General features: G+C 63.4%; 9 protein-coding genes. 5 read left to right on the top strand and 4 right to left on the bottom strand.

All coding sequences use genetic code 11. The annotated features are described in order from the left end of the window. Window positions 1–53: 53 nt before the first annotated feature. From gntU to PG881_RS16105, 4 genes are all read left to right on the top strand, one after another. On the top strand, window positions 54–1,394 hold the full coding sequence (gene gntU / locus PG881_RS16120; RefSeq protein ID WP_017410600.1) for a gluconate transporter: 1,341 nt from the start codon (window positions 54–56) through the stop codon (window positions 1,392–1,394). Window positions 1,395–1,540: 146 nt separating this feature from the next. Continuing rightward, window positions 1,541–2,890, top strand: a complete 1,350-nt coding sequence (gene pssA, locus PG881_RS16115) for a CDP-diacylglycerol--serine O-phosphatidyltransferase (protein ID WP_016349097.1) — start codon at window positions 1,541–1,543, stop codon at window positions 2,888–2,890. 179 nt (window positions 2,891–3,069) lie between these two features. Beyond that, window positions 3,070–5,139, top strand: a complete 2,070-nt coding sequence (gene recG, locus PG881_RS16110) for an ATP-dependent DNA helicase RecG (RefSeq protein ID WP_270801334.1) — start codon at window positions 3,070–3,072, stop codon at window positions 5,137–5,139. A 30-nt stretch (window positions 5,140–5,169) separates the two neighbouring features. Beyond that, window positions 5,170–7,236 carry an AsmA-like C-terminal region-containing protein gene (locus PG881_RS16105; protein WP_270801332.1) on the top strand — a complete coding sequence of 689 codons (2,067 nt, stop codon included), beginning with the start codon at window positions 5,170–5,172 and terminating at the stop codon, window positions 7,234–7,236. Between the two features lie 62 nt (window positions 7,237–7,298). Here the strand turns inward: PG881_RS16105 and PG881_RS16100 are convergent, their stop codons facing one another. Beyond that, window positions 7,299–8,207: a bifunctional GNAT family N-acetyltransferase/hotdog fold thioesterase gene (locus PG881_RS16100; protein WP_206819153.1), complete on the bottom strand. Its 909-nt coding sequence runs from the start codon at window positions 8,205–8,207 to the stop codon at window positions 7,299–7,301. A 173-nt stretch (window positions 8,208–8,380) separates the two neighbouring features. Between PG881_RS16100 and PG881_RS16095 the strand changes: the two genes are divergently transcribed. Further along, a complete protein-coding gene (locus tag PG881_RS16095; protein WP_044801139.1) occupies window positions 8,381–9,058 on the top strand; it encodes a spermidine synthase in 678 nt (225 codons plus the stop codon). Here the strand turns inward: PG881_RS16095 and dtd are convergent. The 3 genes from dtd to typA form a co-directional block, all read right to left on the bottom strand. Further along, window positions 9,047–9,484 (bottom strand): D-aminoacyl-tRNA deacylase, encoded by a 438-nt coding sequence (gene dtd, locus PG881_RS16090; protein WP_076362588.1) that lies wholly within the window; start codon window positions 9,482–9,484, stop codon window positions 9,047–9,049. The genes PG881_RS16095 and dtd overlap by 12 nt on opposite strands. A gap of 216 nt (window positions 9,485–9,700) precedes the next feature. Continuing rightward, window positions 9,701–10,573: a virulence factor BrkB family protein gene (locus tag PG881_RS16085; protein ID WP_017410593.1), complete on the bottom strand. Its 873-nt coding sequence runs from the start codon at window positions 10,571–10,573 to the stop codon at window positions 9,701–9,703. Between the two features lie 173 nt (window positions 10,574–10,746). Then, window positions 10,747–12,558 carry a translational GTPase TypA gene (typA, locus tag PG881_RS16080; RefSeq protein ID WP_011704285.1) on the bottom strand — a complete coding sequence of 604 codons (1,812 nt, stop codon included), beginning with the start codon at window positions 12,556–12,558 and terminating at the stop codon, window positions 10,747–10,749. Window positions 12,559–12,831 lie beyond the last annotated feature (273 nt).

Genomic DNA, 12,831 nt, shown 5'->3' with positions numbered 1-12,831 from the left:
CCGACGGATCGGCAGGGTGTCGACACTGAACTTGGAACAAGGAATGCACAACAATGTCTGACCTCTCCCTGATCATGACGGCCGCCGGCTCCATCGTGCTGCTGCTCTTTCTGGTGATGAAGGCCCGCCTGCACGCGGTCGTCTCCCTCATCCTGGTCTCCATGGTGGCGGGGCTCGCCGCCGGCATGAACCCGGCCGACATCGCCGCCACCATCCAGAAAGGGATGGGTGGCACCCTCGGTTTCGTCGCCGTGGTGGTGGCACTGGGCGCCATGTTCGGCAAGGTGATGGAAGTCACAGGCGCCCTCGACCGGGTGGCCCACACCCTGCTCGGCAAGTTCGGCGTCAAGCGCGCCAACTGGGCCATGGCGCTGACCGGCTTCGTCTGCGCACTGCCGCTGTTCTTCGACGTGGCCGTGGTACTGCTGATCGGTGTCGCCTTCGCCATCGTCCGCCGCGGTGGCGGCAGCGTGGTGAAGATCGGCATCGCCCTGCTGGCGGGCATCGCCACCTGCCAGGCCTTCCTGATCCCGGCGCCGGGCCCCATCCTAGTGGCGTCCCAGCTGGGCGCCGACTTCGGCTACATGATCCTGTTCGGCCTGATCGCCGCCGTTCCGGCCCTGATCCTGGCCGGCCCGCTGTTTGGCGAGCTGATCAGCAAGGTGGTCGACGTGCCGCTGCCGGCCGACGCCCAGAGCAGCGCCCACGACGACGGCCAGAACCTGCCCTCCTTCGGGCTGGCCATGGGCCTGATCGGCCTGCCGCTGCTGCTGATCGGTCTCAAGACCATCGTTGGCCGCTTCGTCGAGGCCGGCACACCCCTGCACGGCTGGCTGGAGTTCATCGGCCACCCCTTCACCGCCATCATGGTCGCCTGTCTGGCCGCCTTCTACCTGCTGGGGATCCGTCGCGGCATGTCCCGTGACGAGGTGATGAACGTCTGCAACAGCGCCATCCAGCCGGCCGGCGTCATCATCCTGGTGACCGGTGCCGGTGGCGTGTTCAAGCAGATCCTGGTGGATTCCGGTGTCGGTGCCGCCCTTGGCAACATGCTGGCGGACTCCGGCCTGCCCATCGTCGCGCTGGCCTTCATCCTGGCGGCCGCGGTGCGGGTCATTCAGGGTTCCGCCACCGTCGCCATGCTGACTGCCTGCGGTCTGGTGCTGCCGATGCTGGAACCGCTCGGCCTGAACGGCGCCCAGCTGGCGGCGGTCACCATCGCCATCGGCGGCGGGGCCATCGTGCTCTCCCACGTCAATGACTCCGGCTTCTGGCTGGCCAACCGCTACCTCGGCCTCACCGAGAAGCAGACCCTGCAGACCTGGACCGTGATGGAGACCATCATAGGCACCACCGGCGGCGTGATGGCGATGATCATCTACAGCTTCCTCTGATCGCAACCGTGCGGAAAAAGGCCTCCAATGTGAGGCCTTTTTCATCTTTATGACGATTCTTTCTTTGGCTAACAGGGCGAGATTGCTAGAATCGCCTATCCATCGCTCCGAGTGGAACGCTTAACGCAGTGATTTCAGGTTTCTCTATGCATTCATCGGCACATTATCGACAGCTGCTGGCGCGCCTGCCCCAGATCGCCGTCGCCGCAGACCAGTTTGAAGTGCTCAACAGCGCCAAGGACTTCAAGAGCCGGATCCTTTCGCTCATCGCCAGCGCGCGTCAGCGCATCTATCTGGTGGCGCTCTATCTGCAGGATGACGAGGCGGGACGGGAGATCCTCTCCGCCCTCTACGCCGCCAAGCAGCGCAACCCGGCCCTCGATGTCAAGGTCTTCGTCGACTTCCACCGTGCCCAGCGCGGCCTGATCGGCAAGGGCAAGCAAGGCGGCAACCACCTGATGTATCAGGAGATGGCTGCCCGCCACGAGCACCAGATCGCCATCTACGGCGTGCCGGTGAAGGGGCGTGAACTGCTCGGGGTGCTGCACCTCAAGGGCTTCATCTTCGATGACACCCTGCTCTACTCCGGTGCCAGTCTCAACGACATCTACCTGCACCAGCAGGATCGCTACCGTTTCGACCGCTATCACCAGATCACCAGCCCGGAGCTGACCCGCAGCATGGTCAACTACGTGGATGACCTGTTCCTGCGCAGCGAGGCGGTGCAGCGACTGGATCGCACCGACATCCCCAGCGCCAAGCAGCTGAAGGGGCCGATCCGCCGCTTCAAGCACAACCTGCGCCTCGGCCAGTATCGCTTCGACACCATGCCGGTCAACAGCCAGGAGGTGGCCATCACCCCGATGAGCGGCCTGGGCAAGCGCGGCAACCAGCTCAACAAGATGATCCGTACCCTGGTGCGGGCCACCGAGCGGGAGATCTTCATCTGCACCCCCTACTTCAACCCGCCCAAGGAGTTGAACAAGGATATCGAGGCCCTGCTCAAGCGCGGCTGCAAGGTGACGATCGTGGTGGGCGACAAGACCGCCAACGACTTCTTCATTCCGCCGGAGGAGAAATTCTCCACCATCGGCGGCCTGCCCTATCTGTACGAGACCAACCTGCGCAAGTTCGCCGAGCGCAACCAGCATCACATCGATGCCGGCCGTCTCAACCTGATGCTCTGGTGCTGCGAGCGCAACTCCTACCACCTCAAGGGGATCTTCGTGGATGACGAGTGGGCCCTGCTCACCGGCAACAACCTCAATCCCCGCGCCTGGGCGCTGGATCTGGAGAACGGCCTGCTGGTCTACGATCGCCGTCACCTGCTGCGGCCCCAGTTCAACGCCGAGCGCGAGAACATCCTGGCCAACACCAAGCGCATCAGCCACTTCGATCAGATCGAGCAGATCCAGGACTACCCGGATCAGGTGCGCAAGCTGCTGGCCCGGATCCACAGGGTCAAGGCCCATATCCTGCTCAAGCGCATTATCTGACCGGTGCGCATCGCGCCCTCGGGGATCCTCACAAGGGCCTGCCGCACATCGGCAGGCCCTTGTCATTGGGGGCTCCGCTGCCCACCAACCGAGCCCCAACCGCACGACGCGGCTTGCGTCGAGACAGCAATAAACCCTATCATCTGGACATATTTACAGTGTTTTCGGGCATCTAATTGATGAAATTGGATAAAATCTCCCTCGACAGCCTCAAGGGCGTCGGCAGCAAGATGCAGGAAAAGCTCGAACGGCTGGGGCTGGCCACGGTGCAGGATCTGCTGTTCCACCTCCCCCTGCGCTACGAGGACCGCACCCAGGTGTGGCCCATCGGCGATCTGCCGCCCGGCCTGCACGGCGCCGTCGAGGGGGAGATCCAGGACACTCAGCTGGTGATGGGGCGCCGCCGCATGCTGGTCTGCCGCATCAGCGACGGAACCGGCACCCTCACCCTGCGCTTCTTCAACTTCACCGCCGCCCAGAAGAACAGCCTGAGTCCGGGCCGGCTGATGCGCTGCTTCGGCGAAGTGCGCCCCGGCAAGTACGGGCTGGAGATGGCCCACCCCGAGTACAAGCTGCTCGGCGAGGAGCAGGCCGGCCAGACCGAAGAGGCGCTCACCCCCGTCTACCCGACCACCGAAGGGCTGCGCCAGCTCACCCTGCGCAGCCTCACCGATCAGGCGCTGGCCCAGCTCGAACTATACGGCGTGGAGGAGCTGCTGCCCGCCGGCCTCTATCCCCAGCAGATCGATCTGGCCGCGGCCCTGAAACTGCTGCACCGTCCGCCCCCCTCGGTGGCGCTGGCCCTGCTCGAGAGCGGCCAGCACCCGGCCCAGCAGCGGCTGGTGCTGGAAGAGCTGCTGGCCCACAACCTCTCGGTATTGAAGGTGCGGGCCCAAGCACAAACCCAGCTCGCCCGCGCCCTCAAGCCGGCCCCGGCGCTGGTGGAACAGCTGCTCGGCGCCCTACCGTTCACCCCCACCGGCGCCCAGAACCGGGTGGTGGCGGAGATCGGCCGGGATCTGCAACAGAGCCATCCCATGATGCGACTGGTACAGGGGGACGTGGGCTCAGGTAAAACGCTGGTCGCGGCGCTGGCCGCCCTGCAGGCCATCGGCAACGGCTGTCAGGTGGGGCTGATGGCGCCGACCGAACTGCTGGCCGAACAGCACGCCATCAACTTCGCCAAGTGGCTGGAACCGCTCGGCATCGGGGTCGGCTGGCTGGCGGGCAAGCAGAAGGGCAAGGCACGAGAAGAAGCGCTGGCCGCCATCGCCGATGGCAGCGTCAAGATGGTGGTGGGCACCCACGCCATCTTTCAGGAGCAGGTGGTGTTCCAGCGCCTCGCCCTGGTCATCATCGACGAACAACACAGATTCGGCGTGCATCAGCGCCTCGCCCTGCGGGAAAAAGGGGAGCGGGAAGGGGTGCATCCCCATCAGCTCATCATGACCGCTACCCCCATCCCCCGCACCCTGGCGATGACCGCCTATGCCGACCTCGATACCTCCATCATCGACGAGCTGCCACCGGGCCGCACTCCTATCACCACGGTGGCGCTGCCGGACAGCCGCCGCCAGGACGTGATCGAACGGGTCAGACTGGCCTGCGAGGAAGGCAAGCAGGCCTACTGGGTCTGCACCCTGATCGAGGAGTCGGAGGTGCTGGAGTGCCAGGCCGCCGAGGATACCGCCGCCGAGCTGCAGAACCTGCTGCCCGGCCTGCACATCGGGCTGGTGCACGGCCGGATGCGGCCGGTCGAGAAACAGCGGGTGATGGAAGAGTTCAAGGCGGGCATACTGCAACTGCTGGTCGCCACCACCGTCATCGAGGTGGGGGTGGACGTGCCCAACGCCAGCCTGATGATCATCGAAAACCCGGAGCGACTGGGGCTGGCGCAGCTGCACCAGCTGCGCGGCCGGGTCGGGCGCGGCTCGGTGGCCTCCCACTGCGTGCTGCTCTATCATGCCCCCTTGTCAAAGACGGCCCAGAGCCGGCTCGGAGTGCTGCGGGAAACCAACGACGGCTTTCTCATCGCCCAGCGGGATCTGGAGCTACGCGGCCCGGGGGAACTGCTCGGCACCCGCCAGACCGGTCTGGCCGATCTCAAGATCGCCGATCTGGTACGCGACCAATCGCTCATCCCGCAGGTGCAGAAGATGGCGCGCTTCTTGATGGACCGCCATCCAAGCCATGTCGAGCCCTTGATACGACGCTGGCTCGGCCTGCGGGACCACTACTCCAATGCCTGACCAAGCAACAGAAACAGGAGGAAAGCACTGATGAATTCCTGGCTACGCGGCCTGCTCTACACCTTTGCCTTCCTGTTGCTCTTTGTCTGGGTCGGGCTCGGCCTGTTCGACGCCGAGCGGGCCAAGGGGCCCATCGCCGGCTGGCTCAGCCAGCAGACCGGCGTGCCGGTCACCATAGGCCGGCTGGTGTTCAACCCGCTTCACCCCTACACCCTGCTGGCAGAGCAGGTGAGTTACGGCAACGCCGTGACCCTCGACAAGATCTATCTCGAAATAGAGAGCATCGACTGGCTGAGCCGCGATGTGCGCATCGCCCATCTCGACCTCATTCGCCCGGCCATCAAGCTGCCACTGCCCAACCAGCTGCCAAGCCTGCCGGTGCACTCCCTCACCATCGCCGACAGCACCATAGATCGGCTCAGCCTTGAGAGCGACGGGCTGACCCTGCGCGGCCTCAACGCCACCCTGAGCGACTGGCAGCTGCTCAATCCGGTGCGCCCGCCCCAGGCCAACCTGACCCTCAACATCACTGAGCTGGCAACCCCGGCCTGGGCCCTCTCCCGTCTCAACCTGGCCGGCCGGCTGGAGGGGCAGGTGCTGAGTACCGACAAGCTGACCGCCAACCTGTTCGACGGTCTGCTCGAAACCGGCATGGTGCTCGACTGGCCCGCCCGCAGTCTGCGGCTGAACAACCTCAAGAGCCAGGGCATGCGCATCGAGTGGGGCACCCTTGCCAAAGCCGAATCCCCCCTGCGCCAGGTCAGCCTGGATCTCGGCCAGATCCGGGATCTCAGCTTCAATGACATCGAGCAGGAGCTGGCCCTCAACAACCTCAGCGGCCAGCTGACCGCCTTCAACTGGCAGGCTGGCAGCACGCCTAGCGGCTACTTCTCGGGGACCCTCGGCGATCTCGGCCGTGGCCTGTTCCAGCTGGAATCCATCCAGGGCAAGGTCGCCTTCTCGCCCCAGCAGCTGGATGCCGAGTTGCAGGGCAAGGCCTATGAAGGAGAGTTCAACCTGGAACTCTCCCTCGATCCCCTGCAGCAGAAGCTGACCCTCAAGGACATGGCGCTGAGCGGCATGGACATCAGTCTGCCGGAAGGGTGGTGGCAGGATTGGCAGAGCTGGCGCCCGCAGCAGATCGACATCCGCAAGCTGGCCTTCGACAAGCTCAAGGTGCTCTCCTTCGACGATACCCTGCCCCTGTCGCTGACCGGCTGGCAGTTCTATCTGACCGATCTCAGCCTGCGCGGCAACCAGCCGGGCCCGCTGCTGGGCCGGGCCCGGCTCGAGAGCGCCTGGTTCGAACTGGTGTGGGACGGCCTCAGTGCCCGCAACGGCGAGCTGGATGGCGAGCTGACGGCCGGCTCCTGGCAGCTCAACAAGCTCACCAGCTCGCTGCCGGATGAGGGCAGCCTCAGCCTGAGCGGCCAGTGGGGACGCGAGCCGGGCCAGACCAGCCGGTTGCAGCTCAAGGGCGAGAAACTGGATCTGGTGCAGTGGGGCAAGATCCTCCACTCCCCCGTCTCCTTCGCTGGCAAGATGGACCTGAGCGCCGATCTGCAGGCGCTGCACGGCGGCACCCCGGGCGCCTGGCGCAGCTCCCTGCAGGGGAATTTTGCCCTCGATGCCACCGAGCCGTTCTGGGACAAGGTGAAGATAGATCCGCTGCTGGATCAGTGGTTCAAGCAGGCAGCGGCGCCAACCCTCACCCCGGCCGAGCTCTGGCAGGCGATGCAGGAGGGTGACACTCCCTTCTATCGCATCAAGCTGCAGGGCAAGGTGGCGCAGGGCCAGCTGAAGATCGAGCAGGCCGGCGCTTCCACCATCACCCACCTGCTGGGGGTGCAGGGCAGCGTCGATCTGGTCAATGAACAGTGGCAGCTGGATCTGGGCGTCCTCAACGGCCAGCACTGCGCCGAGCTGCTCGGCCAGTGGCGCGGGCCGCTCGCCGAGCCGACCCTCAGCTGGGGCTTCCAGCAAAAACCAAGCGGCTGTGGCTGGGAGACCGGCGTACGCTACCCACCCCAAGGCAACAGCAGCCCGCTCTGGCGACCGGCGCCGAAGGCCCCGGCCGCACAGGCGGCCAACGGCTAGCCGACAGAAAGCAACAAGGCCTCGTGATGAGGCCTTGTTGCTTGATGGGATCCCGTGCGGGGCTACTGGCCCGGCCGCTTCACCGGCTGCACCACGTAGTGACCGAGGAACTCGGCCGCCAGCTTGTCACCGCTGAACAGTTTGATCTTGAGGCTGAACTTGGCGGATTCGCCGGCCTTGAGCGGCTCGAGCACGGCAGGCATGCCTTCGCGCGCCACCCGCGCCTCCGGCTCCTCCTTGACCGGCCGGTAGTACTTGATGTTGCCCTCCGCCAGCACCGTATCCCCTACCAGCCCCGCCTCCTTGAGCTGCAGCCAGATCAGGCCCCAGCCCGCCAGCACGCACTGGCTGTAGATGCTGCCGGCGAACATGGTGTCGTGCACGTTGAGATTGGCCGCCAGATTGGCCTTGAGGTGGAAGGTCTGGCCGTCGTAGTGGGTGATGTGCACCCCCATCTTCTCGCTGATGGGAATGCCGCGCGACCAGCGGGTAGTGAGGTCCTGACACCACTCCGGCCGGTACTGGATGGTCTGCAGCGGGCTCAGGGACTTGATCATCTGGCGGTGCGGGATGCGGCCGAAGGAAACGGGGCCTTCCCCCACCTCGAGAAAGCCGCACTTGCGGTAGAACTCCACCGCCTCCTGGCGCGCATTCATCACCAGCCGCTTCACCTTCTCGCTGCGGGCCAGCTGTTCGAGATCTTCCACCATGCGGACACCCAGCCCCTGACCGCGAAATTCGGGGCGCAGCGCCATGAAGCGGATCTGGGCCTCGTCACCGCCGACAAACAGCCGCCCCACCGCGATGGGCGTGCCGTCCGGGGCCAGCATCAACCGGTGAATGGCGACGGTATCGTATTCATCCCGCTCGGAACCGACGGGCAGATTGAAGGGTTTACGCAGTAGTTCCCAGCGCAACTGGTAGTAAGCGTCCAGCTCGGCGGCCGTTTGAGGAGTGACTACCCGGTACATAAAGCGATCCTTGAGTTAGCGCCGACGGGCACATTGAAGGGCTTGCGCACCCATGCATCCCAGCTCAACTGATAATGGGCATCCGGTTCGGCTGCCATCTGGGGGGTGACCACCCGGTACATAGTTCCATCCTTGAGTTACACTGGTCGAAAACCATCTTGCCGTGCAAATTCATGGACTTCAATCTGCAAGCGTACCAAGCCGACCACTTATTGCACCTCAGCGCCAAGCCCCAGCGCCGGCTCACCGTGCAGGAAAATGCCCATCATCGCTGGCTGGAGATCGACGGCGTGGTGCAGTCGGCCATGTCCCTGGCCGAACCCGCCACCCTCTGCCTGCCACATCAGCAGGTGATCGCCTGTCTGCTGCCCGAGCAGGCCGGCAGCATCCTCGAGCTGGGGCTGGGAGGCGGCGATCTCACCCGCCATCTGCACCAGCGCTGGCCCGATGCCCGTCACGAGTGCGTCGATCTCGATGAAGAGGTGATCACCCTCTATCAGCTGTTCTTTCAGCCCGACCACCACCCGCAGCGCACGCCGACCCTGCACCAGGCCGATGCCCTCGCCTTTCTGGAACAGAGCGAGGCGCAGTACGACCTCATCCTGCTCGATCTGTTCAGCCAGGACGGCAATCCGCCGCTGCTGTTCCAGGAGCGCATCTATCAGGCGCTGGCTCCCCGCCTGAACGGTGAGCTCATCATCAACCTGCTGCCGCGCACCCGCCTCGAGCTGACCCGGGTACTGATGCTGCTGGAGCAGTGGGTCGGCCCCACCACCCCCTACCCGGTGCCGGGGCTGCGCAACGTCCTGCTGCACACGGCCCCCCGCTACGAGCTGGCGTCAGACCTGTAGCCAGAAGGTAACCGGCCCGTCGTTGACCAGCGCCACCTTCATGTCGGCGGCGAAGCGGCCGGTGGCGGTCGGGATGCCACTGGCGGCGGCCTGCGCCACGAAATAGTCATACAGCCGCTCGGCCTCGACCGGATGGGCGCCGCTGGAGAAGCTGGGCCTCATCCCCTTGTTGGTATCCGCCGCCAGGGTGAACTGAGAGACCACCAGCAGGCTGCCGCCAGCCTGGCTTACGTTGAGGTTCATCTTGCCATTCTCATCGGAGAAGATGCGGTAACCGCTCACCTTGTGCAGCAGCTTGTCGGCCTTGGCCTCGTCATCCCCCTGCTCCACCCCGAGCAGCACCAGCAGACCCTGGCCGATGGCCCCGGTCACCTCGCCCTCTACCGTTACGCTGGCCTCGCTGACCCGCTGAATCAGTGCAATCACATCCCTCTCCTCTCAAAACGAAACGACCGCCCCCATCTGCTGATGGGGGCGGTCGTCGATGCTAACAGCAAGGGACCGGGTCAGGCCAACTCATCGGCGCCCGGTCGCTCATATTCGCCGAGGCAGGCGGTGGTTTCCGCACCAAGCAAGACCACCAGCCAGCTCAGGCACATAGGCCCAGACAAACAGCATGGTCGCCAATGCCAACAACAAGGTTCAAGCCAGCTCTTCTGAGGCAGGCCGCTCATATTCACCAAGGCAGGCAGTGGTCTCGGCGCCAAGCAAGACCACCAGCCAGCTCAGGTAGACCCAGACAAACAGGATGGGGATGGTCGCCAGGGCGCCATAGATGGCCTGATAGGAGGGGAAGTTGGTGATGTAGATGGCAAAGCCGCGCTTGGCCAGCTCGAACAGGGTGGCCGCCACTAGGGCGCCGATGAAGGCGTGCATCAGCCGCACCTTGCAGTTGGGCACCACGGTATAGACCAGCAGGAAGGTGAGCACCGAGAACAGGAACGGCAGGCCACGCAGCAACAGATAGCCGATGCCGAACAGGCTCTCGGCCCCGAACAGCCGCAGCGAGAAAATGTAGGAGGAGATGGCGATGCTGGCCCCGATGAGCACCGGCCCCAGTGTCAGGATCATCCAGTACATGGCGAATGCTTGGGCCAGCGGCCGGCTCTGGGTGGAGCGCCAGATGTAGTTGAGGTTCTTGTCGATGGCCGAGATCAGCATCAGTGCCACCACGATCAGAGCGCCGATACCGACTGCCGTGGTGTTGGTGGCGTTGGCCACGAAGCCGTCGATGTACTCCTTGAGCATCTCGCCGGCGGTGGGCACGAAGTTGTGATAGACGAACTGCTCCATCGCCTGCTTCAGGCTCTGAAACACCGGAAAGGCCGACATCATGCCGAATACCACGGCGATCATCGGCACCAGGGAGAGCAGGGTCACATAGGCCAGATAACCGGCGGTGACCGTCAGCCTGTCTTGCTGGAAACGGCCCCAGACGAACTGGGCGAAGTGGCCACCATCGTGGCGTAAAAAAGAGAGGGCATGGCCAAGACGGCCGCCGAATTTCTGCTGCATTGTCGCTCCCAACGTCTTCATAGTGCAGACATTGTGTCAGATAGCATGGTCATTTGACCACCCATGGGCCAGCCGGGTGCGACTCGCACCGGCACCTGCAGCCGCCTGCCCGCGGCGAGCAGGCATAAAAAAAGAGGCCCGAAGGCCTCTCTCTGTCTGTCGATGAACAGATATCAAGCACGACCGGCGCGCTTGCGATCCATCTCGGTCAGCAGTTTCTTGCGGATACGGATGCTCTTCGGAGTGACTTCAACCAGTTCGTCGTTGTCGATGAACTCCAGAGCCTGTTCCAGCGACATGCGGATCGGCGGAGTCAGCACCTGGGCTTCGTCGGTACCGGAGGCACGCATGTTGGTCAGCTGCTTGCCCTTCAGGCAGTTTACGGTCAGGTCGTTGGAACGGGAGTGAATACCGATCACCTGGCCTTCGTACACTTCGGTCGCGTGACCGATGAACAGACGACCGCGGTCTTGCAGACCGAACAGGGCATAGGTCAGCGCCTTGCCGGTAGCGTTGGAGATCAGCACGCCGTTCTGACGCTCGCCGATGCTGCCACCCTTGTGCGGACCGTAGTGGTCGAAGGTGTGGTACAGCAGACCGGTACCGGAAGTCAGGGTCATGAACTCGGTCTGGAAGCCGATCAGGCCACGGCTCGGGATCATGAAGTCCAGGCGAACACGGCCTTTGCCATCCGGAGTCATGTTGGTCATCTCGCCCTTACGCAGGCCGAGTTGCTCCATCACTGAACCCTGGTGCGCTTCTTCCACGTCCACGGTTACGGTTTCGAACGGTTCTTGCAGGACGCCGTCTACGGTGCGCAGGATAACTTCCGGACGGGATACCGCCAGCTCGTAACCTTCACGACGCATGTTTTCGATCAGGATGGACAGGTGCAGTTCACCACGGCCGGAGACACGGAACTTGTCCGGATCATCGGTCTCTTCCACGCGCAGGGCCACGTTGTGGACCAGCTCCTGGTTCAGACGCTCCAGGATGTTGCGGGAGGTCACGAACTTGCCCTCTTTGCCGGCGAACGGTGAGGTGTTGACCTGGAAGGTCATGTTCACGGTCGGCTCGTCAACGGAGAGCGGCGGCAGCGCTTCAACGGCGCCGTTGTCACAGATGGTGTCGGAGATCTTCAGCTCGCCCAGACCGGTGATGGCGATGATGTCGCCAGCTTGCGCATCGGCCACTTCGGTACGGGACAGACCCAGATAACCCAGCACCTGACCGACCTTGCCGGTACGGGACTTGCCGTCGGCACCGACGATGGTGACCTGCTGGTTGGTCTTGACGCGACCACGGGTGATGCGGCCGATACCGATGACGCCAACATAGGAGTTGTAGTCCAGCTGGGAGATCTGCATCTGGAAACCACCGTCGGCATCAGCCTTGGGCGCTTCCACGTTGTCGACGATGGCCTGGAACAGGGGTTCCATGTTATCGGACTCAACGTCCTGATCCATGGTGGCCCAACCGTTCAGTGCAGAGGCGTAAACAACTTTGAAGTCCAGCTGTTCGTCGGTGGCACCCAGGTTGTCGAACAGATCGAATACCTGATCCATTACCCAGTCAGGACGAGCACCCGGACGGTCGATCTTGTTGATGACCACGATCGGCTTCAGACCCTGGGCGAATGCCTTCTGGGTCACGAAACGGGTTTGCGGCATCGGGCCGTCAACGGCGTCAACCAGCAGCAGCACGGAGTCAACCATGGACAGTACGCGCTCTACCTCACCACCGAAGTCGGCGTGACCCGGGGTATCAACGATGTTGATGCGGTAGTCGTTCCAGCGGATCGCAGTGTTCTTGGCGAGAATGGTGATGCCACGTTCCCGTTCCAGATCATTGGAGTCCATGATCCGTTCCTGGCCTTCCGTGGAGCGGTCCAGGGTGCCGGACTGCTGCAGCAGCTTATCAACCAGAGTCGTTTTGCCGTGGTCAACGTGCGCAATAATCGCAATATTGCGTAAATTCTCTAACATTCTCGCCTCAATCACCGGGTAAAATTGGGCGCTAATTGTACTCTCGCCTTTGTGATCTGCCTAGCAGAATTGCAGTACATTCGCGCACAACAGGGGATCAGGATCATAGACCTTCCGATCAAAGCCTGCTTAGATGGGGGCTGACCGTATAACGCGCACCATTTTAGTGCACCAAAACGATCCATGGATGCACTACTTTGAGGCGTAACGCGCTGAGATGGCGGGTCTCAGGGCTGGCTTATAGTCCCAAATGCCCTGAAATCAAGCTGTCAC

Source organism: Aeromonas sp. QDB54, from assembly GCF_027707385.1.
GTDB classification, from domain to species: Bacteria; Pseudomonadota; Gammaproteobacteria; order Enterobacterales; family Aeromonadaceae; genus Aeromonas; species Aeromonas hydrophila.
The sequence above is the reverse complement of the archived record's forward strand: the minus strand, read 5'-3'. Positions and strand labels throughout refer to the sequence as shown.

Coding starts and splice junctions, on each gene's coding strand:
- gntU (WP_017410600.1), top strand. CDS start 54: ATGTCTGACCTCTCCCTGATCATGACGGCCGCCGGCTCCATCGTGCTG.
- pssA (WP_016349097.1), top strand. CDS start 1,541: ATGCATTCATCGGCACATTATCGACAGCTGCTGGCGCGCCTGCCCCAG.
- recG (WP_270801334.1), top strand. CDS start 3,070: ATGAAATTGGATAAAATCTCCCTCGACAGCCTCAAGGGCGTCGGCAGC.
- PG881_RS16105 (WP_270801332.1), top strand. CDS start 5,170: ATGAATTCCTGGCTACGCGGCCTGCTCTACACCTTTGCCTTCCTGTTG.
- PG881_RS16100 (WP_206819153.1), bottom strand. CDS start 8,207: ATGTACCGGGTAGTCACTCCTCAAACGGCCGCCGAGCTGGACGCTTAC.
- PG881_RS16095 (WP_044801139.1), top strand. CDS start 8,381: ATGGACTTCAATCTGCAAGCGTACCAAGCCGACCACTTATTGCACCTC.
- PG881_RS16085 (WP_017410593.1), bottom strand. CDS start 10,573: ATGCAGCAGAAATTCGGCGGCCGTCTTGGCCATGCCCTCTCTTTTTTA.
- typA (WP_011704285.1), bottom strand. CDS start 12,558: ATGTTAGAGAATTTACGCAATATTGCGATTATTGCGCACGTTGACCAC.